This is a genomic window from Streptomyces sp. RP5T, from assembly GCF_003933965.1.
Lineage (GTDB): Bacteria > Actinomycetota > Actinomycetes > Streptomycetales > Streptomycetaceae > Streptomyces.
The window spans coordinates 1-24,263 of record NZ_RSAJ01000068.1 but is presented as its reverse complement, the minus strand read 5'-3'; the positions used below and the strand labels follow the sequence as shown (position 1 = coordinate 24,263).

Below are 24,263 nucleotides of genomic sequence, written 5' to 3'. Positions count from 1 at the left end.
CCCTCCCCCGCCCCATGCCTTGAGAAAGGCCGCCCATGAGTGACCCGTCCCGGCCCGCCGCGTCCCCGTCGAGCAGTGAGCTCGACCAGCTTCCCGACCGTGACCGCGAGGAGACCGCCGAGTGGCAGGCCTCCCTCGACGCCGTCATACGCAACGCCGGACCCGATCGGGCGGTGTACCTGATCCGGCGCGTGCACGAGTACGCGGCCCGCGCCGGCCTGTCCGTGCCGGGGCTGCTCACCACGGACTACGTCAACACCGTCCCGGCGGCCGCGCAGCCGGCGTTCGAGGGCGACATCGCCCTGGAAACCAGGATCACCGCCCTGAACCGGTGGAACGCCGCGGCCATGGTCACCCGCGGCTCGCGGCTCGGCCTGGGCGGACACATCTCCACCTACGCCTCGGCGGCCTGGCTGTACGAAATCGGCTTCAACCACTTCTTCCGCGGCAAGGAACAGGACGGCTCGGGCGACCAGTTGTTCCTCCAGGGGCACGCCTCGCCGGGCATCTACGCCCGGGTGTTCCTCGAAGGCCGACTGAGCGAGCAGCAGTTGAACGCATTCCGGCGCGAGGCCGGCGGTCACGGCATCCCGTCCTACCCGCACCCCAGGCGCCTGCCGTGGCTGTGGGAGTTCCCGACCGTGTCCATGGGCCTCGGCCCTCTCGGCGCCGTCTACCAGGCACGCTTCAACCGCTATCTGCAGGCCCGCGGCATCAAGGACACCTCCGCCTCCCGCGTGTGGGCGTTCCTCGGCGACGGGGAGACGGACGAGCCGGAAGCCACGGCCGCCCTGACGCTGGCCTCCCGTGAGGGCCTGGACAACCTCACCTTCGTGATCAACTGCAACCTGCAACGCCTCGACGGACCCGTGCGGTCCAACTCCAAGATCGTGCAGGAGCTGGAGGCCCGGTTCCGCGGGGCGGGCTGGAACGTGGTCAAGACCCTGTGGGGCGAGGCCTGGGACCCGCTGCTGGCCCAGGACACGACCGGCGACCTGGTACGCCGCCTGGGCGAGGAGCCCGACGCCCAGATGCAGACCCTCGCCGCGCGGGACGCCGCCTACATCCGCAGGAACTTCTTCGTCGGAGACGCCCTGTCCGCACTTTCCGCCGCCCTGAGCGACGCCCAGGTGGTGGAACTCTTCGAGAACTCCCGCGGTGGGCACGAGCCGTTGAAGGTGTACGCCGCATACCGGGCCGCCGTCGAACACCGGGGCGCGCCGACGGTGATCCTCGCGCAGACGGTCAAGGGGCACACCCTCGGGTCGGCGTTCGAGTCCCGCAACGCCAACCACCAGATGAAGAAGCTGACCATGGCGCAGTTCCGCGAGCTGCGCGACGTACTCGACCTGCCCATCCCCGACAGCGCCCTCGCCGGTGACGTCGTCCCCTTCTGGCATCCGGGGGAGAACTCGCCCGAGGTGCGCTACCTGCGCGAGCGGCGCGCCGCGCTGGGCGGACCCGCACCGGCGCGCCGCGTCATTGCCAAGCCCCTCCCGGAGCCCGCCACCCAGCCGTTCGAGGCACTCCTCAAGGGCTTCGGCCACCAGGAGGTCGCCACCACCATGGCGTTGGTCCGCCTGGTGAAGGATCTGATGCGGGACGGCCGCACCGGCGCCCGCTGGGTACCGATCATCCCCGACGAGGCGCGTACCTTCGGCATGGAGTCGATGTTCCCCACGGCCGGCATCTACTCGCCGCAGGGCCAGACCTACGACCCCGTCGACGCCGACCAACTGCTGCACTACAGGGAGAGCAAGACCGGGCAGCTCCTCATCGAGGGCATCACCGAAGCCGGTTCCATGGCCGAGTTCACCGCCGCCGCGACCTCGTACGCCACCCACGGCGAGCCGATGATCCCGTTCTACATCTTCTACGCCATGTTCGGCTTCCAGCGCACCGGCGACCAGTTCTGGGCCCTCGCCGACCAGATGGGCCGCGGGTTCGTCGTCGGCGGCACCGCCGGACGCACCACGATGACCGGCGAAGGTCTCCAGCACGGCGACGGCCACTCGCACCTGCTGGCCGCCACGAACCCGGCGGCCGTCAGTTACGACCCGGCCTTCGCCTACGAGATCGCGGTCATCGTCCGCGACGGCCTGCGCCGGATGTACGGCGAACACCCCGAGAACGTCTTCTTCTACCTCACGGTCTACAACGAGCCGAAGCCCCAGCCGCCCATGCCGACGCTGCCCGGGATCGAGGAGGGCATCGTCCGCGGCCTGTACCCGTTCCGGCCCGGTGACCCCGCCGTGTCCGGCCCCCGGCTGCAGCTCCTGGCCTCAGGCACCGCCGTCCACTGGGCCCTGCGCGCGCAGGAACTGCTCGCCGCCGACTGGAACGTGCGCGCCGATGTCTGGTCGGTGACATCCTGGACGGAGCTGCGCCGGGACGCTATGGACGCGGACACCGCCCGCGCGCGCGGCGAGACACGTGCGCCCTTCGTGACCGAGGCGCTCGCCGGTGCGCCGGGTCCGGTCCTGGCCGTCAGCGACTGGATGCGCCAGGTCCCCGACCAGATCGGCCAGTGGATCGAGCAGGACTACTACTCCCTGGGCACGGACGGATTCGGCCTGTCCGACACCCGCGAGGACGTACGGCGCTACTTCCACGTGGACGCCGAATCGATCACCGTGACGGCCCTGGACCGGCTGGTACGGGCCGGACAAGTGGACCCCGACACCGTCCACCGCGCCCGCAAGCACTACGGCCTGGACGCCTGAAGGAGCCGTACGCCGCCATGACTGTTTCCGTGACCCTTCCCGCACTCGGCGAGTCCGTCACCGAGGGCACCGTGACCCGCTGGCTGAAGCAGCCCGGCGAGCACGTCCAGGAGGACGAACCGCTGCTGGAGGTGTCCACCGACAAGGTGGACACCGAGATCCCCGCTCCCACCACGGGAGTCCTGCTGACCATCGTCGTCGGCGAGGACGAGACGGTCGAAGTGGGCGCCGAGCTCGCCGTCATCGGCCCGCCCCACGCCGAACCGTCGGCGGCGACCGCGGTCACCGCCGACCCGGCCGCGCCGATGACCGCAGAGCCGTCCGCCCTCTCACCGGCGCCGCAACCCGCACCTCGCGCTGTTCCCGCCCCTGCTCCGGGGCCGCGGCCCGTCTCTTCACCGGCGCCGGTCGCGCAGCCGTCCTCCGCGCCGCCCGGACAGCGCCCACTGGTTCCGCCGCCGACGACGACGCCGACCCCCGCCCCGATCCCTGCACCGCTACCCGCGGCCGCGCCGGCCCCGCGCCCGCTCCCAGCAGCAGCAACAACGGCAGCGACTCCCCCGACGGCCACCCTGCGCGGCCACACCGCCGCCGTCCCCCGGCTGCGCAGGGCCGTCGGCGACAGTCTCAAGCAGGCGCTGCTGGAGCAGGCACAGCTGACCTCCACCGTCGAGGCCGACGCCACCGGCCTGCTGCGGCTGTGGCGGCACACAGCGGACGGCTTCCTGGCCCGCGAGGGCTTCGCCCTGACACCAATGCCGTTCTTCATCCTGGCCGCCGCCCAGGCGCTCAAAGCACACCCCGTCATCAACGCCAGGATCGACACGGGCGGTGCGACCATCACGTACTACGACACCGAGAACGTCGGCATCACGGTCGACACCGACCAGGGGCCGGTGACTCCGGTGGTGCGGGACGCGGGCGATCTGACCGTCAGCGGCATCGCCCGTGCCGTCCACGGCCTCACCGCTCACGCCCTGGCCGGCCGGCTCACGCCCGCGGACGTGGCCGGAGCCACCTTCACGGTCTCCGACACCGGAGCGCGCGGCGCACTCTTCGACACCCTCATCGTCCCGCCGCACCAGGCGGCGATCCTGGGCGTGGGGGCCGCGGTCAGACGGCCGGCGGTCGTACAGGACGGCGACGAGGAGTTCATCGGTGTCCGCGAACTGGTCCACCTCACGCTCTCCTACGACCACCGACGGGTGGACGGCGCGGACGCCGCCCGCTACCTCACCTCCGTGAGGAAGATCGTGGAGACCGCGGCGTTCGAGGACATTCGCTGACGCGACGGCGGTGACCATGGATACGCCGGACACGACCGCCGACGGTCCGGCAGTACACGCCGGCCGGCCCCGCCGCAGCTCCGTCACGGCCCGACGCGACGCCCCTGCCCTGCGTCTCACCCACGAGGTGACCAGCGACGCAGATGAGTTGTGTGGCCGAAGACCAGATCTATACGCTCGTAGCCGGGGGTATTCATGAAAGGCAAGAGTCCGGGCTTCTTGCACGGGCGGCAGAGCGAGCGCGCGGTGCTGGACCGGCATCTGGCCAAGGTGCGCGACGGCCACAGCGCGGTCCTCGTGCTGCGCGGTGAGGCCGGTATCGGCAAGTCCGCCCTGCTGGAGTACGTGGCCGAGACCGCCGAGAACTGCACCGTGGTGCGCGCGGCGGGCGTCGAGGCCGAGATGGAGCTGGCCTTCGGCGGTCTGCACCAGCTGTGCGCGCCCTTCCTCGATCGCCTCGGGCACCTCCCCGATCCGCAGCGAACGGCTCTGGAGACCGCCTTCGGGCTGAGCGCGGGGACTCCCCCGGACCGGTTCCTCGTGGGGCTGGCGGTCCTCAGCCTGCTCGCCGATGCCGCTGAGGAGACGCCGCTGATCTGCCTCGTCGACGACGTGCAGTGGCTCGACCGCGTCTCGGCCCAGATCGTCGGATTCGTCGCCCGGCGGCTGATGGCGGAGCGCGTGGGGCTGATCTTCGCCGTCCGCGAGGCGGACGGCGAACGCGCCCTGCAAGGGCTGCCCGAACTCACCCTCGGCGGGCTGAGCGAGCCCGACGCCCGCGCCCTGCTGACCTCGGTGCTTCCCGGCCGGTTCGACGAGCCGGTCCGCAGCAGGATCCTCGCCGAGGCACGCGGCAATCCGCTGGCCCTGCTGGAACTGCCCCGCAGCACCTCCGCGGCCGAACTCGCGGGCGGCTACGCCTCACCGTCGATGGGGCCACTAGTCGGCAGGCTCGAGCACAACTTCAGCCTGCGCGTCGAGGAACTGCCCCCACCGACACGGCGGCTGCTGCTGCTCGCGGCGGCCGAGCCCGTCGGCGATGTCTCACTGCTGCGCCGCGCCGCCGACATTCTCGGCGTGTCCATGAGCGAGGCATCCCCCGCGGTGGCCGCGCACCTGCTGGAAGTGCGCACACGGGTCCAGTTCCGCCACCCGTTGGTGCGCTCGGCCGTCTACCGCGCGGCGGGACCGGCCGAGCGCCGGGAGGCGCACCGGGCACTGGCCGAGGCCACGGACGCGCGGTCCGACCCCGACCGCCGCGCCTGGCACCTGGCCCGCGCCGCGGCGGAGCCCGACGAGGCCGTGGCAGACGAACTGGTCCGCTCGGCCGACCGTGCGCAGGCGCGTGGCGGCATCGCCGCGTCGGCGGCCTTCCTGGAACGAGCGGCCGAGCTGACGCCCGATCCCTCCCGCCGCCGCACCAGAGCCCTGGCAGCGGCCCGGGCCAAGTACCTCGCCGGAGCGTTCGACGCCGCGCTCGAGCTGCTGAACGTGGCCCAGATGGGCGCGCTCGACGATCTGCAACACGCCCAGGCCAGCCTGCTGCGCGGGCAGATCACCTTCGGATCCCGCAGTGCCGGTGCCACCGTGCCGCTGCTGCTCACGGCGGCCCGGGAGTTCGAGCCGCTCGACGCCGGCATCGCGCGCGAGACCTACCGGGACGCGTTCTACGCGGCCCTCACCGCGGGCCGCGTGTCCAGCGGCCCCGGCCTCGAGGAGGTCGCCCGGGCCGCACGCACCACGCCCCCGACGGCTCACCCCGGACCCACCGACCTCTTCCTCGACGGCCTGGCCCTGGCCACCACCGACGGCTACGCGGCGGGGGCCCCGATGCTGCGCCGCGCACTGAACACGCTGCGGTGCGGCGGCTTCACGGTGGAACAGTCGCTGGGCTGGCTCCCGTTCGCCTGCCGCATGGCCCACGGCGTGTGGGACTTCGACAGCTGGAGCAGCCTGTCGGCCAAACTCGTCCGTCTGGCACGGGAGACCGGAACGCTGTCCGTCCTGCCCTCGGCGCTCCTGCTACGGCTGGCGAACCGGGTCTTCGCCGGTGACCTGGACGACGCGGACTCGCTCGCCGCGGAAGCGGTCACGATCGGCGAGGCCACCGGCAGCCACTTCCTCGCGCACTACGGGGCGTTGGTGATCGAACCCTGGCGCGGCCGCGAGACCGAGACGCTGCGCGCGATCGGGACGATCACCGGCGACCGGATCCTCAGCGGCGAGGGAAAGGCGCTCACGGCTCCCCAATGGGCGCTGGCCGTGCTGTACAACGGCCTCGGGCGGTACGAGGATGCCTGCGCCGCCGCCGCCAAGGGCTGCGAATACCCGCAGGAGCTGGGGCTCGCCCTCTCCTCCCTGGTCGAGTTGGTGGAGGCGGCGGCCCGCAGCGGGCAGCGGGACCTCGCCGTCGAGGCCGCCGGTCGCCTCGCGACCATCTGCCAGGCCAGTGGCACGACCTGGGCGACGGGCACTTCCGCGGCGGCGCGTGCCCTGATCAGTGGGGGGGACACGGCCGACGCCCTGTACCGGGAGGCGATCGCCCGGCTGGAGAGCACCCCGGTGCGAACTGCGCTCGCACGCACCCGGCTGCTGTACGGCGAGTGGCTGAGCCGCGAGAACCGCCGCGCCGAGGCCCGGGACCAGCTGGCCCTCTCCCACGAGATCCTCGACCGGGCCGGCGCGGAGGCCTTCGCCGAGCGAGCCCGCCGGGCGCTGGAGGCCGCCGGGGAGACCGTGCGCAGGCGCGACACCGGCACCCATCAGTCACTCACGCCTCAGGAGGCCCAGATCGCCCGGCTGGCCGGCGAGGGGCTGACCAACCTGGAGATCGGCGCGCAGCTGTTCCTCAGCCCGCACACCATCGAGTGGCATCTGCGGAAGGTGTTCACGAAGCTCGGGATCCGGTCCCGCAAACAGCTGGGCGCCGTGCTGCCGGGCGGGGCAGCGACCCCCGCCTGACCTCCCGGGGGCCGCGCTGTCGGCGGGGGCGATCCGCATGCCGCGCCCCGGCGGGATCCCCCGCAACCCGCAGAGGCGGCCTCCCCTCCACGCGGTGCGCCCACGGGACTCCTCTCCACACGGCCCGTGGCTCCGGGCTGTCCGGGGTCAGGACCGGCCTGCGGCGGGACCGGACCTCGACAGGACCGCAGAGGCCCGAGTCGTCGAGGACGGGGACGGCGGCCCCACGGGCGTGCGGGGCCAGAGGGTGGAAGGCCCCGGGTCGAGCGAGGCCAGAAGGTGGCGGGCTCCAGGGGCGTGCGGGGCCAGAGGGTGGCGGGTCCGAGGAGCCTGCGAGGCCAGAAGGTAGCGGGCCCCAGGAGCCAGCGAGGCCAAAAGGTAGCGGGCCCCAGGAGCCAGCGAGGCCAAAAGGTAGCGGGCCCCAGGAGCCAGCGAGGCCAAAAGGTAGCGGGCCCCAGAAGCCAGCGAGGCCAGAAGACAGCGGGCCCCAGGAGCCAGCGAGGCCAGAAGGTAGCGGGCCCCAGGAGCCAGCGGGCCAGGGGGTAGGAGGCCCTGGCCACGGGTCGACCACGGTACGACCACGGGATGCCCCACGGGCTGTCAGGGGCGCGGCAGTGCCCCTTCCGGCGCGAAGTTGGTGTCGGCGGCGAGGGAAGCCGCCGATCCCCACTCAGCAGAGGAGCCGATCGTGGACACATCTGTGATCGCAACCCGGCAGAGTCCGCAGTCGGTGATGGTGACCATCACTGCCGCGCCCGTCGAACTCAACGACGCGGCCTTCGTGTTCGGCCGCGTCCGGCCAGGACTGCTCAAGATCGCCAACCGGATCCTCCGAGATCCCGGCGAAGCCGAGGACGTCATCCAGGAGGCATGGCTGCGCTGGCAGGGCACGGACCGCACCGCCGTAGCCGACCCCGGTGCGCTGCTCCGCACGACGACCGTCCGACTCGCCATCAACGTGCTGCAGTCGGCACGCAGACGCCGCGAGTCCAGTGCCACGCCCTGGCTGCCGGAGTCCACGGACACAGGGGTGACACCCGAGGCCCTGGCAGAACGCCGGGACTCGGTGGAGCATGCCGTTCTGCTGCTTCTGCAGACCCTGACCCCCAACCAGTGCGCGGCGTACGTGCTGCGCGAGGCGTTCGGCTATTCGTACGACCAGATCGGTGACCTGCTCCGCCTGTCCGTGGGAAACGCGCGCCAGCAGGTCTCCCGCGCGCAGGACAGACTGAACAACCGGCGGCACCGGCAGCACGTGGACGCGACCGCCCATCGACGGCTCGTTCAGGCGATCTTCGCTGCTGCCCGCACCGGAGACCTCGACCGCCTGGAGCGCGTACTGACCGGCCAGGACGCGCCGCACTCCGACAAGAAGGAAGCCGTACGCGACAGCGCGCCTTCCTACCGGACCGCCGCATGACCGGCGCGTCGCACAGGGATGTGGTGCGCGAGGTGCGCACCGGTCCTGCCGACGGCCCTACGCGGCCCTGCGCGACTGACCCGTGGGACGCCCTGGACCGTCTCCACCGTCGAATCCAGGGGATGGTGGAGCGTCGGCTGCGCGAGGAGACCGGGTTCGGGTTGAGCGATGTTCAGGCCCTGCAGCACCTGGGGAGGCGCTCCTCGGCGGATGCCGGCGCCGACCCCGTGCGGCTCGGGGACGTGGCCGACGGGCTCGGCCTGAGTCAGTCCGCCACGAGCCGGCTGACGGCACGCCTCCGCCGACAGGGCCTGATCACATCGAGCGCCGTCGACCACGACCGGCGCGGCGTGCAGATGCTGCTGACCCCGGCGGGGCACGCCGCGATGCGCCGTACCGCGTCCCGCTACGAACAGGCCGTCCGGGACGCGGTCCGCGATCTCGGCTCCCAGGAGATGGATCCCCTCCTGTGGCATTTCCTCACCGGCGAGAGCGACGAGCTTCGTGGCAGCGTTCGTGGAACGGTCGCGGTGACCGGTCCACGAACGCAACGACTGATTTGACAGTGCGTCAGCGAGAGCTCAAGCATCCGCCCGACCGCTGCCAGGTGCGGGCACGCGGGCAGGGGCGTCGGCGTGCAGGAGAGAGTCGGGCAGTACCGACAGCAGGGGTGGCCACCACGTGGGATGCGCGCGGAGCAGATGGCGGAGAGCGGGGCTGTTCGCAACGGTATGGCGGCAGTAGTCCGCCCACGGGCCGGCGCTGCCGCTTTCGGGGATCAGCTGGTGCACATGCACTCCGCTGGTCAGCACGTCAGCGAGCAGCTCCGCAAGAGTGATGACGGCCTCACGTCGGGGGCCGGTCTCGGGGAGCGGCTCACCGCCGTAGAAGTACTCCCGCATCCCCTCCCGTTCCAGCATGAGGACGTGCACCTCGCGCAGGGCCCCAAGGACCGTGTCGTTCGCCGACGCAGCCGCCACGGCATTGCCCACCTTGGCCTGCCCGGTGGCCACCTTCGTCTGCCTGGCCAGATAGAGCATCGACCACGCGTTGAGACACACCGCGAGTGCCGCCACGAACGCGCCCACGCTCTCTGCTGACATACCGCCCCATCTCGTGCACACGCGCAGTGAACCGCATCGGGAGGCCCCGCTCCCATCATGGCCAGAACAGAAGCCGTCCGTCAGCAGACAGTGCGGTTCATACTCCCGAGGAATCAGGTTCTGAGGAAGTCGCGCACGGCCGCCGTGAACCTCTCGGGACGCTCGATGTGCCCGAGATGGCCGGTCTCCTCCAGGATCACCAGCCGTGCGCCGGGCAGGAGTTGGTGCATCATGTGCGCCCAGCGCGGCCCGCAGATGAAGTCGTCCGCGCCGACCAGGACCAGGGTCGGGACGGTGAGCCGGGGCAGTTCCTCGCGGACGTCGAACGGGGGCTCCTCCCCCCAGGCGGGTGCGGCGAACATCCGCAGGGATGCCCGCCCCGCGGCGAACTCCTCCTCGCGACCCCAGTAGTCGTGGAAGTAGGCGGGCGAGATGAGGCGCAGCACCTTCGTCGCGCCCTCGTCGTCGGACCGGTCGACTCGTGTGGTGAGACTCGAGACGTAGGTGGCGACTTCCGGCCGCTCGTCGGCGTGCCGCCGGACGAAGCCCTCCATGTTGTCGACGGCGGTCGCCCAGAACTCCTCTCCCGTCATCGGCGAGGTGTCGTAGAGGACCAGGGACGCCAGGCGCTCGGGGTGGTCGAGGGCGTAGCGCTGCGCGACGAAGCCCCCGTGGGAATGACCCAGCAGGGCCACCTCGGCGAGGCCCAGATGCTCGATCACCGCATGCAGGAAGTGGGTGTAGGTGGCGAGGGTGTAGTCGCGTGGATCGGCCAGCCGGCCGGACTCGCCTGTGCCGACCGGCTCGACGTAGACGACGGTCATGCTGCGCTCCAGCTCGGGCATGCGCAGGTACTCCCAGCCGATGCCCGGCCCTCCGGAGTGGGCGACGCACACCGGGCCGGTTCCGGCGACGTGGTAGCGCTGGTCGACGGCGGCCGTGCCGTGCTGGACGACGAGGGTGTGGGTGCCCAGGGAGAGGGGGTCCCGGGGACCGACGGCTGGGCTGGGAAGGGGCCTGGGGCCCTGTGTGGCGTTCACAACTCCCAGATGGTGCGGCGATTCGGAGCCCCGCTCAAGACATTGTGTCTGTTGTCACACCGAATTTCACACTGTTGCTCTCCGCCATGGAATGTCACAGGACCCACCTCCGGACGGTCAGATGCATGAGAGGCATTCGCGACGACTGAGGAGGCGCTGCCATGAGCTGGCGCGAGAGAGCGGCCTGCCGGAATGTCGACCCCGACCTGTTCTTCCCCATCGGCACCGCGGGTCTGGCGCTGGTCCAGATCGACGAGGCGAAGGCCGTGTGCGCCCGGTGCCCCGTGCGGGAGCAGTGTCTGCGGTGGGCGCTGGACGCCGGGCAGGTCGAGGGCATCTGGGGCGGCACGACGGAGAGCGAGCGCCGGGCGACGCGACGACGCTCGGCACGCAAGGATGTCGAGCGGGTCGGTGCGGAAGCGTTCTGACCCGGACACCTGCGGCGCGATCGTTCCTTAAGACGTCATGTCACACCTTCCGCACTTGCTCGGTCCCTCCTGATGAGGGCAACGAAACCCGGTGTGGCAGCTCATCGGCATGCACCGTCTCGTTGCGCAGACCCCGGCCGCAAGGCGCACCCGGTGACGTGTTGATGGTGGTAATGACATGAGCGACGCAATCGAACCGGTCACCACGGCGGGCAGCCGCAGCGGTGACAAAATCGCCGACTGGGCGAGAACACGGATGGGCATCAGGCCCACCACCACGACCGGCACACGCAAGGCTCGCCCTGAACACTGGTCGTTCCTGCTGGGCGAAATCTCTCTCTACAGCTTCGTCATCCTGCTCATCACCGGCGTGTTCCTGACGTTCTACTTCCACCCGTCCTCGAACCAGGTTGTCTACGACGGCAGTTACACTCCGTTGCGCGGCCAGTTGGTGTCCGAGGCGTTCGACTCGACGATGCACATCTCGTTCGACGTACGCGGGGGCCTGCTCATCCGTCAGGCCCACCACTGGGCGGCACTGATCTTCGTGGCATCCCTGCTGGCCCACCTGATGCGCGTGTTCTTCACCGGCGCCTTCCGCAAGCCGCGCGAGCTGAACTGGGTTGCCGGTTTCGCTCTGCTCGTCCTCGGCATGTTCGGTGGTCTGACCGGATACGACCTCCCCGGCGACCTCCTGTCGGGAACCGGGCTCGCCGTGGTGAACGGGACACTTCTGTCGGTACCGATCGTCGGCACCTACCTGTCGATGTTCCTGTTCGGCGGCGAGTTCCCCGGGCACGACCTGGTGCCCCGCTTTCACGCGATCCACGTCCTGGTCATTCCGGCGCTGATGCTGGCGCTCGTCGCCTTCCACGCCTTCCTCGGGCACCGGCACCGACACACCCAGTACCCGGGCCCCGGCCGTACGGAGCGAAACGTGGTCGGCCCGCCGGTGCAGGTGTACGTGGTCAAGGCGGCCGGCTACTTCTGCCTGGTCGCCGGCGTCGTCCTCACCATCGCCGCGGTCGCCCAGATCAATCCCGTCTGGGAGTTCGGCCCCTATCGCGCCGATCAGGTCTCCGCGGGATCCCAGCCCGACTGGTACATGGGCATCGCCGACGGGCTGCTGCGCGTCATGCCCGGGTGGGAGGTGAACGTCTGGGGCCACACCCTGGCCCTGGACAATCTGATCCCTCTCCTGGTCGGCCTCGGCTTCTTCCTCGTCATGGGCGCCTACCCGTTCATCGAGGCCTGGGTCACCGACGACGATCGCGAACACCACCTGCTGGACAGGCCACGCAACCGGCCCGTGCGCACGGCGTTCGGCGTGGCATGGCTCGGGGTCTACCTGGTGGCTCTGCTCGGAGCCGCGAACGACATCATCGCCGTGACCTTCCACCTGTCGGTCAACACGGTCACCTGGGCGGTCCGCATAGCCCTGTTCGTCGTACCGGTCGTTCTCTTCCTCGTGACCAAGCGCATCGCGTTGGGTCTGCAACTCCGCGATCGCGACAAAGTCCTGCACGGCCGCGAGACAGGCATCATCAAACGCCTGCCGCACGGCGAATACGTGGAGGTGCACGAGCCCCTCGACCCCTACGAACTCCATGCCCTCACGGCGCACGAGCAGTACAGGCCCCTCGCCCCGGGACAACGCGACGGAGACGGCCACGCCAGCGGCAGGGTGCGACGGCTGCGCGCCCGGCTCAGCCAGGGCCTCTACGGCGAGGGGACACAGATCCTCAAGCCCACCGTCCAGGAGTACCGGGACATCACGCGCGAACATCACTTCGCCAGCGAAAAGGACTAAGAAACACAAAGTGTCACACCTACGGCACGCACACGGTCCTTGAGGGTGACAGCAGACCATTTCCCGAAAGGGCCTCTCATGAAGCGCAGTTCCGCCTACCAGCGGGTCCGCACCCCGCTCTCCCTCCTGGCCACCGCCTCCGTCACCACCGCCCTCATCACCACGGCGGTCGCCCCCGCCCACGCGGACAGGACCACGCCCGCACCGGACAGCGAGAAGAAGCCCACGGTGGTGCTCGTGCACGGCGCCTTCGCCGATTCCACCAGCTGGAACGGCGTCATCAGGAGGCTGAGGCACGAGGGCTACCCCGTCGTCGCCGCGGCCAACCCTCTGCGCGGACTGGACAACGACGCCTCCTACCTCAAAGAGGTCCTGGCCGGCATCGAGGGCCCGGTGGTCCTGGCCGGACACTCCTACGGCGGATCGGTGATCAGCAACGCCGCCCACGACGCCGACAACGTCAAGGCCCTGGTGTTCGTCGCCGCCTTCCTCCCCGAAAAGGGAGAGAGCGCCGTCGACTTGTCGGGCAAGTTCCCCGGCAGCACCCTCGGCGACGCTCTGCGCTCCGTGCCGGTCACCCTGCCGAACGGCTCTCGCGATGCGGACCTGACCATCGAACCGAGCAAGTTCCACCAGCAGTTCGCCGCGGACGTCCCCCGCAACACCACGGACCTCATGGCCGTCACACAGCGCCCGATCACCCATGCCGCCCTGGCGGACGACGCCTCCGAGGCCGGCTGGAAGAACATCCCGTCCTGGGCCGTGGTCGCCACCCAGGACCGCAACATCCCGGCGCAGGCCCAGGTCTTCATGGCACGGCGCGCACACGCCCACATCACGCGCGTACGGTCATCTCACGCCGTGAGTGTCTCCCACCCCGCCGACGTCGCCGGGGTGATCGAGGCAGCCGCTCGGACCGTGCGCTGACCCGCACCAATATGGTGGCCCCCTGGACCCGACGGTCCAGGGGGCCACCATATGCACGGGAGTCAGTCCCGATCCTCCGGAGCGACGTAGTCGAACGTGGGGCCCGCGGTCAGGCCCTCGCCGTCGGGCATCGACATCAGGCTCTGCGCCTGCCCCTTCAGCGCGTACATCGTGCCCACCGACGCCCCGAGCATCGCGGGACTGCCGTTGAACGCCTGCTCCAGGAGCTGCAGCAGCTTGCCGTACGCGATGTTGAACGCCTCCTGCGCCGTGCGGATCGCACTGCCCTCCGGATGGTCCTCCAGCCGCGGGTTGGGCCGCATCGGACGCACCCCGGCGGGATCGACGGTCAGCGTCTCTCCGGTGGGCCCTGTCTCCGGTGTGTCCCCCGGCTGGTAGCGCCGGCCCCGGGCCAGCTCCTGGAAGCGGTAGTAGTGCGAGACCGCCTTGGTCTGCGGGTGGAACATGTCCATGTCCCCGTCCCACACGTCGACGCGTGCCGCACCCTCGCCCTGCTCCACGATCTCCTCCAGGGCGGAGAGCGCCGAGGCGAGATCCGTGACCGGACTCAGCCGGCCGCCGGTGTGCCCGAAGGGTCCTGCGGCCACCTGACGGGCGGGATCACCGGTGAAGACCTGTTCCTCGCCGAGTTCGGCGCACAGGTGTCGCAGCCCCTTCTCGATCGCGTCGTAGAACTGGCCGATCGTCATGTAGGCGTCGCCCTCGGCCGGGTCGCCCGGGTGGGCGGGCTGTTCGAGGCGGAGGAACATGGTGACCGCCTCCTGACCGAACGGCAGCAGGGACAGCCGCATGGAGGGGTCGGCGTGCGGCATGGGCCGCGGATGCGGCGACAGCATCTCCGGGGTGTCGACGCGAGGCTTCCCGCCGACCGCGTTCAGGAGGTTCGCCACCAGCGCGAGGTGGATCATCTCCTCGACGAACACGCTGCTGACCACTTCGACGGCGTGGGCGTTCCGCTCGGGGTCGAGCGAGTAGAGGGCTGTGAGGTAGGGCGGCAGCGTGGCGTGCTCCAGCTCGATGGCCCACTGCAGGTGCTCGCGCAGGTCCTCCATCGTCGTGATCGAGCGGAACCGGTCCTGGCCGGTGCGGTCGTGATGATTCATGGGGGGTCTCACCTGGGTTTCGTGCGTACGGTTCGGCCGCGGGTTGCGGACCGACTGTGTTCACCGGCGTCGCTGCCGGCGGTGACCGCGCGGGGCGGTCGGTGTTGTGGCGCGGGGTTGGTCATGCGGCGTACGAGCGGGAGAGGCGGACGGCGGAGAGGCCGAAGTCGAGCCTGACCTTGTCGCTGATGAGGACACCGCCGGTCTCGTCGGGCGTACTCCCGCCGAGCCCCCAGTCGGAGCGGCGCACCAGGGCGGTGCCGGAGAACCCGACGCGGTGGTTTCCGCTCTCGTCCTGCGTGGCCCCTTCGAAGGCGAGGTGGATGTGGAGAGGGAGTTCGACGTCCTTGATCCTCAGGTGGCCCGTCAGACGGAACTGGCCGTCTCCCCGGTCGGCAAGGCCGGCGGAGCGGAAGACCATCAGCGGATAGGCGGCGGCGTCGAGGAAGTCCGGACCCGCGAGATGGATGTCCCGGTCAGGATTGCTGGTGTCAATACTGCCGGTCTGGACGCTCAAGTAGGCCTCGGAGCGGCCGGGTTGGTACCCGTCCAGCTTGACCAGCCCTTCGAACGCGCCGAAGCGCCCGCGCACGTTCGCGATCACGGCGTGCCGCACGGAGAAGCCGATGGTGCTGTGGGCCGGGTCGATGGTGTATACGCCTGTCAACGCTGTGTACGAGACGACAGTCGACATGTGTGGGTCCTTGCGGTCGCTGGTCACGACGATCAGTCGTTGCGAGCCGTCGCCGTGTGCCTGCCGGTGGTGGAGCGGACCGCGGCCGAGGAGGGCCGGGCAGGGTCCGCAGAAGGACAGACAGGTGAGGGCCCGCGCGTGTGGCACCGGGATCGCCGCCGGGACGGCGCTCTGTGGGGCACGGTGTGTCGGGGCGGCGAGGCGCCGTTACGCGGGTCGCGGTTACGCGGGTCGCACGTTCAGCACCACGGGATCGGCCGCGTCGGGCACCGGGTGAATCCGTGCCAGGTCGGTTCAGCGACGAGGTCGTGCTGGGACGCCGACGACATCCAGAAGGTCACGGTGTGCTCGCGCAGGACACCGGTCACGTGCCGCACCCAGGAGTCGAAACGGCTCCGGAGACGGCCGGCGTCGGCCGACAGCGCCGTACTCCCGCCGTGCTCGGGGCGGACAGGGGGTGGACGGTGTGCAGCGAGGTGCGAATGGACGGCACGAGTTCGTGGGCATGCACGCCGGCGTCGGAGCCGGCGAGGCCCAGCACGGTGACACGGCCGATGCCCTTGCCGGTGTCCAGCACACCCACCCGCGCGTTGCCCACCGCTTCTGCGTACAGTTGCCGCACTTGCGCGGCATCCGCCTCACCTCGCAGCACGTCGTGGAACCGGACCCTGGCGGCGTAGGCCGCCCCGGAGGGCGCACTCGTCGGAGACGCGTGACCGGGAAGTGAGTCCGGACCGGTAACACATGCCCGCGGCGCGAGATCAGCGCCGGCCCGTTCCTCCCCCGTCGGACTGCCACGGCACACATTCGTGACACGGTGTGCCACTATGTTGGGTGCATCCGACGCAGCACATGATGCCCGTCGGCCCGGCCCGCCGCGGCCGCACAGCCTCCCCGGACCTCGGCCGCGGCCCATCACGAGGGATGTACCGACCATGCCCGCCATCCTCATCCACGGCGTTCCCGACACCCACCGCGTGTGGGACGGCGTACGCCGACACCTGACACGCTCCGACGTCGAGGCCTGGGACCTGCCCGGATTCGGCATCCCCCGCCCCACCGGCTTCGCCTCCAGCAAGGAGGAGTACGTCGACTGGCTCGTCGAGCGCCTTGAGCGCGTCGGCGAGCCCGTGGACCTGGTCGGTCACGACTGGGGCTGCATCCTCACAGCGCGCGTCGCCTCCCTCCGCCCCGATCTGGTGCGTACCTGGGCTGGTGGCAACGGCCCCATCAGTTCCCGTTACGTATGGCACCCGCTGGCCGAGACCTGGCAGGACCCCGTCGCCGGCGAGCGGTTCATGGCCGAACTGGACCCCGAGTCCTTCGCGAAGGACCTGGTGAACGGCTTCGACGCGCCCGCTGAACCGGTGGAGGAGATGATCCGGCACGTCGACGGCACGATGAAGGACAGCATCCTGCGGCTGTACCGGTCCGCCGTGACCATGGGGACGGAGTGGGAACCGGCCCTGTCGCACGTCACCGCACCCGCGCTGGTGTTCTGGGGCGAGCGCGACCCGGCCTGCCAGATCGAGTTCGGCGACGAACTCGGCGCCGCCCTGCGCGCCACCCGCGTCCTCCATCTCGACTGCAACCACTGGACGGTTCTCGAGCGGCCCGCGGAAGTGGCCGCCGCACTTGAGGCGCACTGGGCGCGGGACACCGGACGCTAACGCCCGCCGGAGCGAGAGAAACCGGGTTCGCTGTCATCGGGCGGCCCCGCCGCGGGCGGAGCCGCCGAGGCACTCCGGCAACAGGGCCACGACGGCCCGCTCGTCCTTGGACGCCGACCTGATGACGGGAACGCGCGTGACGGCCGTCGACGCACACGCCCCCTTGGTCGGGTGCTCCTGGCGACCGGATCGTCCCTCCGCCGGCTGACGGTGTTCGAGGCTGACCCGGACAACGTGCGGTGCGTGCGCCGCGCGGGCAGCGAACGTCCCCCACGCCGCCGAGGCGGCCGGACTGGAGGTGCGCAACGTCATCGTCACCGACGAGCGTTGGCGTAGGCGTGCGCGCCGCAGGGGCGTCGCCCACGCCTAATGTCCCCGGCGGCTACGACCGCGTCGCCTTCCGCGGGCACCCGGCCGAGCGGCGGCTCGGTGCCTCCGCATACGACGAGGGAACCGTGTCACACGTTCCACCTCTGTCCGGTCAGCAGTGCATCCGGTTGGACCCGCCGGACGAATACTGACTGCCCCCTTTTGGGGAGCCGCGGCAGACACGGGCCGGAATGAGGAATGGCACCGCCTTGCCGGGTGCTGTGCGAAGGGTGATCCCGGATGGACCGCATGCAGGACGACGAGACGGTGCCGATCGCGGAGCTGCTCGACGAGCGACGCCGACTGCTCGACGTGGCCTACTGGATGCTGGGCCGGAGCCAGGAGGCCGACGACGACGTGGCGGAGGCCTACCGGCGCTGGTACGACCTGTCCGACGATCACAGGATCCGTATCGCCGAACCCCGGTCGTGGCTGGTGACGACCGTCGGCGGCATCTGTCTGGAGCGCTTGACGCTGACGGGGCGGTCACACCCGGGCCCGGACGGCGCGGCGCCCCCTCAGGACGTGGACGAAGAAGTGAGCCAGGCTCTCCTCGATGCGCTGGACAGGCTGTCACCGGCCGAGCGGGCCGCATTCGTCCTCAACGACGTGTTCGGGATGGCCCCGGGGACGGTCGCCGCCGTCGTCGGACAGACGGAAGAGGAATGCGACGAACTCGCCGCCCGGGCCCGGCACAGCCTTGCGACCAGGCGGGCACACCCCACGACACCACAGCAACACGACCGTGTGGTGCGCGCGGTCCGACAGGCCTGCGTGACGGAGAACCCAGCCGGCCTGACATCCTTGCTGGCACCGGACGCCACGGTGTTCTTCGACGGAGGCGGCAAGGTCAGAACCCTGCCCCGGCCCGTCCACGGCGCAGGGCGCGTCACCCGCAGCATGCTGACCCTCCTGGCCGGCCGCCCCCGCACCACACTGCACTGCCAGTCCGTCAACGGCCGCACCGGAATAGTGGTGCGCTACGGCGACCAGGTCGCCGCGGTCATCAGCCTGGACGTCGCGGGCGACCGCGTCGTGCAGATCTGGGCGGTCCTCAACCCTGACAAGCTCCGCCACTGGAACCGGACGGCCACGCAGGAGAAATGAGGACGACGCGGGGGCCAGGAAGCGGCACCCGCATCCACCGCGCAGGACCTCACGATCACCACCTTGCATCTTCCGGATCCCAGCCTCGTACGCTGTGACATACGATGCACTCACACACATCTCCCCGGGTCCGAGCGGAGCGGCACCGCAGCTGACTTCAGCGAGGCGCGGTACGGAGGGTTGAGGAGGAGAGGAAGACATGGTCTCGGCACCTCGCGCAGCGCATGAGATCGAGGTCACTGCGGAGAGCCTGCAGGAGGACCTCGCCCGCCTGGAGATGCAGAAGCAGGCACTGGAGAGGGAACTGGCCGCCGTGGCCGCCCACCTCGACTCCGTCCGGCGCGCCCTGAGCGCCCTGACGGTCCTCATGGCCGAGCCGTCCGGCCGCCGAGCAGCCGAGGAGCCCGAACCGGCTGAGGCCGACACTCCGGTCGTCGCGCCCGTCGCCCGCGCGGTGCGAAAGCAGCCCGCGCCGCGACAGGCGGAGCCCGGGCGCAAGGAGAAGCGGGCGGCCTCCTCGCACGCGAAGGCCGACGAACCGCGCAGCTACGGCGCGCTCACCGAACAGATCCTGGACTACTTCGCGGGCGTCGGTGACGCGGCGGTCCGCGCGCGCGACGTGGCCGCAGCGCTGGGCCGCGACAGCGACTCCGGGAGCATCAACGCGGTGCGCAGCACGCTCGACCGTCTGGTCGGCACCTCGCGCGTACGGCGGGCCGGCCGCGGTCTCTACCGTGCCCAGGGGTCCTGACCGGAGCTCGCTCGTCTGCCTGAGCTGAGAGTCACAGAGATCCCTCGGGCACCCGCCCGCGGGGGTTCGAACAGGCGCCCGAGGCACGCACCCGCTGACGGACGGCCGGCGGGTGGATCGGCGCCCATACCTGCGACTTGTTGTCACACGATATTGGACGCTGTGAAGAGTGTATAGCAATACACATCGTCTTCGAATCCGACGCCTCACTCCCGAGCACGCTCCTCCGCGGGTGCCTAGGATCGCGCCCGGCTCCTCGCCTTCGCAGCGGCCCGTCGTCGCCCGTACTCTCCGGCAACTCGCTTTTCTGAAAGGGCTGTTATGTCCATTCCGCGCGACTCCACCGCAACACACGTGTGACGGAACACAGTTACCCTTTCCGTGGTCACTGCAACGACCATGGTCCTATAGTCATCTGCGCATCAAGGCGTCGTCCGGGCCTTACCCCCGAGCGGCACATGCCGCCGCGCCCGCGCACCTTGTTGCCCATGTTTCTTCCTCTGAGGAGCATCACCTTGCACAGAAGATCGAGGGCCGTCGTGCCCCTCGGCATCGCCGTGAGCGCGTTGGTCGCGGGCTCCCTGCTCACTCTGCCCGGCCACGCACTCGCCGACGACCTGAACGCCACCGCGGGCTCTCGCCAACGGGCGCTGCTGGCCGCTGCCGAGGAGTTCGACATCCCGTCGAGCGTGCTGTTCGCCCTCTCCCACCAGGAGTCGGCATGGGAGGGCCACGGCGCCCTGCCGAGCACCGACGGCGGTTACGGACCGATGAACCTCACGGACGTCACCTCCACCATGCTGGCGGGCGGTGCCGCAGGCGTGGCGGGCCGAGCCGACCTCGACTCCCTGGCCGCGGACCCCGCTCTGCACACCCTGCGCGAGGCGGCCGAGCTGACCGGACTGCCCGTCAAGTCCCTGCGTGAGGACGACACCGCGAACATCCGCGGTGGTGCCGCCCTGCTCGCCTCGTACGAGAAGGAGTTGGTCGGTGCAACCCCCGCGGACCCCTCCCAGTGGTACGGCGCCGTGGCCCGGTACAGCCAGGCCAAGCAGAAGCAGGCGGCCGCCTCCTTCGCCGACCGCGTCTTCCGCACGATCCGCAGCGGCGCCTCGGCGACGACCCAGGACGGCCAGCGTGTACGTCTGTCCGCCGGTCCTTCCGTCGATCCCGCCCGAGAGCAGATCAACTCCCTTCGCCTGAAGGCCTCGTCGACGGCGGCAGCGACCGAATGTCCCACGATCGTCGAGTGCACCTTCGTCGCCGGATCACCGGTCGGCCGTCAGGTCGCCGACCGGCCGACCAACGGCATTCGCATCGACACGATCGTCATCCACGACCTGGAGTCCACCTACGACGCCGGCGTGGCGGGTCTGGCCAACCCCACGAACCCCGCCGCGACCCACTACGTGATGTCCTCGTCCGGCGCGGTCACCCAGATGGTGCCCACCAAGGACATCGCCTTCCACGCGGGGAACTACTCGACCAACCTGCACTCGATCGGCATCGAGCACGAGGGGTACGCCGCGCACGGCGCCGCCTGGTACACGGAGGCGCAGTACCAGGCCACGGCGGACCTGGTGAAGTACCTGGCCGGACGTTTCGGCATACCGCTGGACCGGCAGCACATCGTCGGCCATGACAACGTTGCAGGGCCCAACTCCGCCCTGGTCTCCGGTATGCACTGGGACCCGGGTTACGCCTGGGACTGGAACCACTTCATGAGCCTGCTCGACGCACCCGTCAGCGGTGTGTCCGAGGTGCCGCAGCCCGGCTCCGTCGTGTCGATCAAGCCCTCGTTCGCGGACAACGTGCAGACCCTCCAGATCTGCCCCTCCGACGACCCGACGGGCCAGACGACCACCTGTACCGAGCAGCAGCACCCCACCAACTTCGTCTACCTGCACACCGCCCCGAGCGAGACGGCCCCTCTCTTCGGCGACCAGGCGATCCACGGCACCGCGCCCGGCACCGACCGGGTGAGCGACTGGGGCAGCACGGCTCAGGCCGGACAGCAGTTCGTCGTCGCGGACGTTCAGGACGACTGGACCGCGATCTGGTTCAGCGGTGCGAAGGTGTGGTTCCACAACCCCGGCGGCGTCAACACCCGTACCAGCTACGGAGTGAAGATCATCAAGCCCGCGGGCACCACTCCCGTGTCCCTCTACGGCTCCAGCTACCCCGACAAGGCCGAGTACCCGGCCGGTCTGGGCGCCTCCACACAGGCACCGCTGAGCATGTACGCCATCCCGACCGGACAGGCGTACGTGGCCACGCGGGAAGCGACCGCGACCGACGACTACTTCCCCTCAAGCGGAGCGGTGGTCATCGGAGGCAAGAAGATGTACACCATCCAGTACAACCACCGTGTCGCCCTCGTCTATGCGAACGACGTCACCGCGACCACGGCCGTCCATCACTGGGAGAACGGCGGCAACTGAGCCTCACGCCACAGTAGTTGCGTTTGCCGGGCTACCCGGCGCGTCCTGGACCGCACTGCGGGCGCCGCCTGCACCGGCCTGCGTAGCCGTGCGCCTGTGGCCCTGGCCGGAGTTCCGGTCAGGGCCACAGGCGTGCTCACGGTCAGCCGCGTGCGGTTCGGCGCCACGTGAGTCGCGGGCTGCCGTATTCCTCTGGTCGTTTGGTCGCTACGGCGCAGGTCAGGCGTCGTCCCAGCAGTAGCCGTTCTCGACGGACAGGCCGGCGTACTTGTCCCCCTTCAGATAGACGGCGCTCACCCAGTACGAGTAGCGGCTGCCCTTCTTGCCGGTGGCCACCCAGACGTCGTTCGAGTAGCCGTTGTCGGTGATGGTCTCGCCCCACTTCCAACACAGCCCGTAAACCGTGTAGTTGGCCGGGTACACGTCCTCCCAGGCGCTCTTCGAGGTCGGGTAGTCACGGACGTTCACCCGCTCGTACGTCGTGATCATCGCGCCCTGAGCTGCCGACGCCGGGCTGGTGGCTATGGCGGAGCAGCCGGCGACGAACACCGCGACCAGCGCCGCCTTGACGGGATGCCTCATGCGTTCCCCCTGTTAGTGCAACGGTCACAGCGACAGTGGCACGCACCTACCGGGGACGCCATGCTTTCGATCTCCTTCGAAACGTCGCCCCCGGCGTCCGCAATCAGCCTGTCTGACCGTGGGATCCGTTCAGTTCAGGTGGCACGGCAGGTGTGAGCGCGACGGTCGGCCATCCGGCGAGGGGGTGCGTCGTCGTGGACGAAGTGGCCGGCGAAGCCGCAGCGAGCGAAATGACGAGCAGATCGGGGCGGCCTGCGGAGGTCAGGCGCCCACGTCGGCGTGGGGCCGGGGTACCGCCTGCAGGGCGATGTCGATGGTGGCATGGAGGGCCGCACGGGTCGCGCCGGCCGCCGCGTGCACGGCGTTGCCCTCACTGACGACCATGACGTAGCGGGCGAGGGCGTGGGGGTCGGTGTCCGCGGGCAGGTCGCCCTCCCCGACGGCACGGGCCAGTCGCCGGGCCAGGGCGTGCTCGCCGGCCAGACGGCTGTCGGCCAGGAACCTGGCGATGCGGCCGCTGTCACCGCCCTCCGCCAGGCCACCCTGCACGGACAGGCATCCCGAGGGACGGTCCGCGCGGGTGAGCGCGTCCGCATTGGCGCGGAGGAAGGATTCGACGACCCCGAACGCGGTCGGCTCCGCAAGGGCCTCGCGGGCGTAGGCCATGTCCTGCTCGGCGTAGCGGGCGACGGCCTGATGGAACAACTCCTCCTTGTTGCCGAACGCCGCGTACATGCTCGTGCGGTTGATGCCCATGGCCTCGGTGAGGTCGCTGAGCGAGGCGCCCTCGTACCCCTGACGCCAGAAGACCTCCACGGCACGGTCCAGCGCGGCTTCCGCGTCGAAGCCGCGGGGTCTGCCGCGTGCTGCCATGACGTCCTCCTGTCTCTGCCCTCCAAATTTTAACCGAGCGGTACGGAATAGGTGTCCCGATGCCGCGGTTACGTACCAGCGAACGACTTAAGTACCGAACGGTACAGAAAACAAGGAGAACCCTCATGGGACAGCTGGACGGCAAGACCGCCCTCGTCACCGGCGCCACCTCCGGCATCGGCCTGGCCGCCGCCCGACGGCTCGCCGCGGAAGGAGCCCACGTCTTCATCACGGGCCGCCGTCAGGAAGCGATCGACGAGGCCGTGGCCTCCATCGGCGAGCGCGCAACGGGAGTACGCGCCGATGTCGCCGACCTCGACGACCTCGACCGTCTCTTCGCCCGGATCGAGCAGCACGGCAGCCTCGACATCGTCTTCGCCAACGCCGGCGGTGGCGAGTTCGCGGCCCTGCCCGACATCACCTGGGACCACTACGCCAACACCTTCCACACCAACGTCGGCGGCACCCTGTTCACCGTACAGAAGGCACTTCCCCTCCTCGCCGACGGCGCATCGGTCATTCTGACGAGCTCCAACATCGACACCAAGGGTGCGGCGTCCTTCAGCGTCTACGCCGCCACCAAGGCCGCGCTTCGCTCCTTCGCCCGCAGCTGGGCAGCGGAGCTCGTCGCCCGCAACATCCGCGTCAACACCATCGCTCCCGGACCGATCGGGACTCCCGGCCTCAGCGGCCTCGCGGGCGGTCCCGAGGCCGCCGAACAACTGCTCCAGGGCCTGGCCGCGGGAGTCCCCATGCAGCGGCTGGGCCGCCCCGAGGAGATCGCGGAAACCGTCCTCTTCCTCGCCGGTGACGCCAGCAGCTACATGACCGGCGCCGAGATATACGTGGACGGCGGAGCCAGCCAGATCTGACCACCACCACAGCCGACCAACTCAACACCCGCCCCTGACACGACCCCATCGGGGCGGCCGGCCGGACTCCCCCAGCCCGGCC

The 24,263-nt window shown here is 70.2% G+C and carries 20 protein-coding genes; 13 read left to right on the top strand and 7 right to left on the bottom strand.

Annotated features, from left to right (window positions below):
• Positions 1 to 35: 35 nt before the first annotated feature.
• From aceE to EHS43_RS10445, 5 genes are all read left to right on the top strand, one after another.
• Complete coding sequence (gene aceE / locus EHS43_RS10465; RefSeq protein WP_125190261.1) at positions 36 to 2,723, top strand: pyruvate dehydrogenase (acetyl-transferring), homodimeric type; 2,688 nt, start codon at positions 36 to 38, stop codon at positions 2,721 to 2,723.
• 17 nt (positions 2,724 to 2,740) lie between these two features.
• Complete coding sequence (locus EHS43_RS10460) at positions 2,741 to 4,009, top strand: 2-oxo acid dehydrogenase subunit E2 (protein ID WP_125190260.1); 1,269 nt, start codon at positions 2,741 to 2,743, stop codon at positions 4,007 to 4,009.
• A 195-nt stretch (positions 4,010 to 4,204) separates the two neighbouring features.
• Positions 4,205 to 6,970, top strand: a complete 2,766-nt coding sequence (locus tag EHS43_RS10455; RefSeq protein WP_125190259.1) for an AAA family ATPase — start codon at positions 4,205 to 4,207, stop codon at positions 6,968 to 6,970.
• 688 nt (positions 6,971 to 7,658) lie between these two features.
• Positions 7,659 to 8,390, top strand: coding sequence for a sigma-70 family RNA polymerase sigma factor (locus tag EHS43_RS10450; RefSeq protein WP_125190258.1), 732 nt, complete (start codon positions 7,659 to 7,661; stop codon positions 8,388 to 8,390).
• A gap of 122 nt (positions 8,391 to 8,512) precedes the next feature.
• Positions 8,513 to 8,953 carry a MarR family winged helix-turn-helix transcriptional regulator gene (locus tag EHS43_RS10445; protein WP_185806192.1) on the top strand — a complete coding sequence of 147 codons (441 nt, stop codon included), beginning with the start codon at positions 8,513 to 8,515 and terminating at the stop codon, positions 8,951 to 8,953.
• Positions 8,954 to 8,971: 18 nt separating this feature from the next.
• Here EHS43_RS10445 and EHS43_RS10440 read toward each other — a convergent pair whose 3' ends face one another.
• Positions 8,972 to 9,493, bottom strand: a complete 522-nt coding sequence (locus EHS43_RS10440; RefSeq protein WP_125190256.1) for a hypothetical protein — start codon at positions 9,491 to 9,493, stop codon at positions 8,972 to 8,974.
• Between the two features lie 113 nt (positions 9,494 to 9,606).
• Positions 9,607 to 10,533, bottom strand: a complete 927-nt coding sequence (locus EHS43_RS10435; protein WP_125190255.1) for an alpha/beta fold hydrolase — start codon at positions 10,531 to 10,533, stop codon at positions 9,607 to 9,609.
• Between the two features lie 161 nt (positions 10,534 to 10,694).
• On the opposite strand from EHS43_RS10435, the gene EHS43_RS10430 reads away from it, so the two are divergent.
• The 3 genes from EHS43_RS10430 to EHS43_RS10420 all read left to right on the top strand — a co-directional run bounded on the left by EHS43_RS10430 (position 10,695) and on the right by EHS43_RS10420 (position 13,698).
• Complete coding sequence (locus EHS43_RS10430; RefSeq protein WP_125190254.1) at positions 10,695 to 10,961, top strand: WhiB family transcriptional regulator; 267 nt, start codon at positions 10,695 to 10,697, stop codon at positions 10,959 to 10,961.
• A 178-nt stretch (positions 10,962 to 11,139) separates the two neighbouring features.
• Complete coding sequence (locus tag EHS43_RS10425) at positions 11,140 to 12,771, top strand: ubiquinol-cytochrome c reductase cytochrome b subunit (RefSeq protein ID WP_125190253.1); 1,632 nt, start codon at positions 11,140 to 11,142, stop codon at positions 12,769 to 12,771.
• Between the two features lie 78 nt (positions 12,772 to 12,849).
• Positions 12,850 to 13,698 carry an alpha/beta fold hydrolase gene (locus EHS43_RS10420; protein WP_125190252.1) on the top strand — a complete coding sequence of 283 codons (849 nt, stop codon included), beginning with the start codon at positions 12,850 to 12,852 and terminating at the stop codon, positions 13,696 to 13,698.
• Positions 13,699 to 13,760: 62 nt separating this feature from the next.
• On the opposite strand, the gene EHS43_RS10415 is transcribed toward EHS43_RS10420, so the two are convergent.
• From EHS43_RS10415 to EHS43_RS47570, 3 genes are all read right to left on the bottom strand, one after another.
• The gene (locus EHS43_RS10415) at positions 13,761 to 14,822 is read right to left on the bottom strand and encodes a ferritin-like protein (protein WP_125190251.1); all 1,062 of its coding nucleotides are present in this window, start codon (positions 14,820 to 14,822) and stop codon (positions 13,761 to 13,763) included.
• 121 nt (positions 14,823 to 14,943) lie between these two features.
• On the bottom strand, positions 14,944 to 15,516 hold the full coding sequence (locus tag EHS43_RS10410) for a YceI family protein (RefSeq protein WP_125190250.1): 573 nt from the start codon (positions 15,514 to 15,516) through the stop codon (positions 14,944 to 14,946).
• A 364-nt stretch (positions 15,517 to 15,880) separates the two neighbouring features.
• On the bottom strand, positions 15,881 to 16,114 hold the full coding sequence (locus EHS43_RS47570) for a hypothetical protein (RefSeq protein WP_260470466.1): 234 nt from the start codon (positions 16,112 to 16,114) through the stop codon (positions 15,881 to 15,883).
• Positions 16,115 to 16,451: 337 nt separating this feature from the next.
• On the opposite strand from EHS43_RS47570, the gene EHS43_RS10400 reads away from it, so the two are divergent.
• The 4 genes from EHS43_RS10400 (at position 16,452) to EHS43_RS10385 (ending at position 21,854) form a co-directional block, all read left to right on the top strand.
• Complete coding sequence (locus EHS43_RS10400; RefSeq protein ID WP_125190249.1) at positions 16,452 to 17,186, top strand: alpha/beta fold hydrolase; 735 nt, start codon at positions 16,452 to 16,454, stop codon at positions 17,184 to 17,186.
• Positions 17,187 to 17,795: 609 nt separating this feature from the next.
• Positions 17,796 to 18,662 (top strand): sigma factor, encoded by an 867-nt coding sequence (locus EHS43_RS10395; protein WP_125190248.1) that lies wholly within the window; start codon positions 17,796 to 17,798, stop codon positions 18,660 to 18,662.
• 199 nt (positions 18,663 to 18,861) lie between these two features.
• On the top strand, positions 18,862 to 19,413 hold the full coding sequence (locus EHS43_RS10390; RefSeq protein ID WP_125190247.1) for a hypothetical protein: 552 nt from the start codon (positions 18,862 to 18,864) through the stop codon (positions 19,411 to 19,413).
• A 515-nt stretch (positions 19,414 to 19,928) separates the two neighbouring features.
• A complete protein-coding gene (locus EHS43_RS10385) occupies positions 19,929 to 21,854 on the top strand; it encodes an N-acetylmuramoyl-L-alanine amidase (RefSeq protein WP_125190246.1) in 1,926 nt (641 codons plus the stop codon).
• Between the two features lie 219 nt (positions 21,855 to 22,073).
• Here the strand turns inward: EHS43_RS10385 and EHS43_RS10380 are convergent, their stop codons facing one another.
• Both EHS43_RS10380 and EHS43_RS10375 read right to left on the bottom strand, forming a co-directional pair.
• Positions 22,074 to 22,436 (bottom strand): SH3 domain-containing protein, encoded by a 363-nt coding sequence (locus EHS43_RS10380; protein WP_125190245.1) that lies wholly within the window; start codon positions 22,434 to 22,436, stop codon positions 22,074 to 22,076.
• 261 nt (positions 22,437 to 22,697) lie between these two features.
• On the bottom strand, positions 22,698 to 23,309 hold the full coding sequence (locus EHS43_RS10375) for a TetR/AcrR family transcriptional regulator (protein ID WP_125190244.1): 612 nt from the start codon (positions 23,307 to 23,309) through the stop codon (positions 22,698 to 22,700).
• Positions 23,310 to 23,434: 125 nt separating this feature from the next.
• Between EHS43_RS10375 and EHS43_RS10370 the strand changes: the two genes are divergently transcribed.
• Positions 23,435 to 24,181 carry an SDR family oxidoreductase gene (locus tag EHS43_RS10370; RefSeq protein WP_125190243.1) on the top strand — a complete coding sequence of 249 codons (747 nt, stop codon included), beginning with the start codon at positions 23,435 to 23,437 and terminating at the stop codon, positions 24,179 to 24,181.
• Positions 24,182 to 24,263 lie beyond the last annotated feature (82 nt).

Excerpts from the sequence above, each read along its gene's own strand:
- EHS43_RS10455 (WP_125190259.1), top strand. The coding sequence starts at position 4,205 with ATGAAAGGCAAGAGTCCGGGCTTCTTGCACGGGCGGCAGAGCGAGCGC.
- EHS43_RS10430 (WP_125190254.1), top strand. The coding sequence starts at position 10,695 with ATGAGCTGGCGCGAGAGAGCGGCCTGCCGGAATGTCGACCCCGACCTG.
- EHS43_RS10395 (WP_125190248.1), top strand. The coding sequence starts at position 17,796 with ATGGACCGCATGCAGGACGACGAGACGGTGCCGATCGCGGAGCTGCTC.
- EHS43_RS10425 (WP_125190253.1), top strand. The coding sequence starts at position 11,140 with ATGAGCGACGCAATCGAACCGGTCACCACGGCGGGCAGCCGCAGCGGT.
- EHS43_RS10375 (WP_125190244.1), bottom strand. The coding sequence starts at position 23,309 with ATGGCAGCACGCGGCAGACCCCGCGGCTTCGACGCGGAAGCCGCGCTG.
- EHS43_RS10410 (WP_125190250.1), bottom strand. The coding sequence starts at position 15,516 with ATGTCGACTGTCGTCTCGTACACAGCGTTGACAGGCGTATACACCATC.
- aceE (WP_125190261.1), top strand. The coding sequence starts at position 36 with ATGAGTGACCCGTCCCGGCCCGCCGCGTCCCCGTCGAGCAGTGAGCTC.
- EHS43_RS10440 (WP_125190256.1), bottom strand. The coding sequence starts at position 9,493 with ATGTCAGCAGAGAGCGTGGGCGCGTTCGTGGCGGCACTCGCGGTGTGT.
- EHS43_RS10445 (WP_185806192.1), top strand. The coding sequence starts at position 8,513 with ATGGTGGAGCGTCGGCTGCGCGAGGAGACCGGGTTCGGGTTGAGCGAT.
- EHS43_RS10380 (WP_125190245.1), bottom strand. The coding sequence starts at position 22,436 with ATGAGGCATCCCGTCAAGGCGGCGCTGGTCGCGGTGTTCGTCGCCGGC.
- EHS43_RS10390 (WP_125190247.1), top strand. The coding sequence starts at position 18,862 with ATGGTCTCGGCACCTCGCGCAGCGCATGAGATCGAGGTCACTGCGGAG.
- EHS43_RS10415 (WP_125190251.1), bottom strand. The coding sequence starts at position 14,822 with ATGAATCATCACGACCGCACCGGCCAGGACCGGTTCCGCTCGATCACG.
- EHS43_RS10370 (WP_125190243.1), top strand. The coding sequence starts at position 23,435 with ATGGGACAGCTGGACGGCAAGACCGCCCTCGTCACCGGCGCCACCTCC.
- EHS43_RS10400 (WP_125190249.1), top strand. The coding sequence starts at position 16,452 with ATGCCCGCCATCCTCATCCACGGCGTTCCCGACACCCACCGCGTGTGG.
- EHS43_RS10420 (WP_125190252.1), top strand. The coding sequence starts at position 12,850 with ATGAAGCGCAGTTCCGCCTACCAGCGGGTCCGCACCCCGCTCTCCCTC.
- EHS43_RS10460 (WP_125190260.1), top strand. The coding sequence starts at position 2,741 with ATGACTGTTTCCGTGACCCTTCCCGCACTCGGCGAGTCCGTCACCGAG.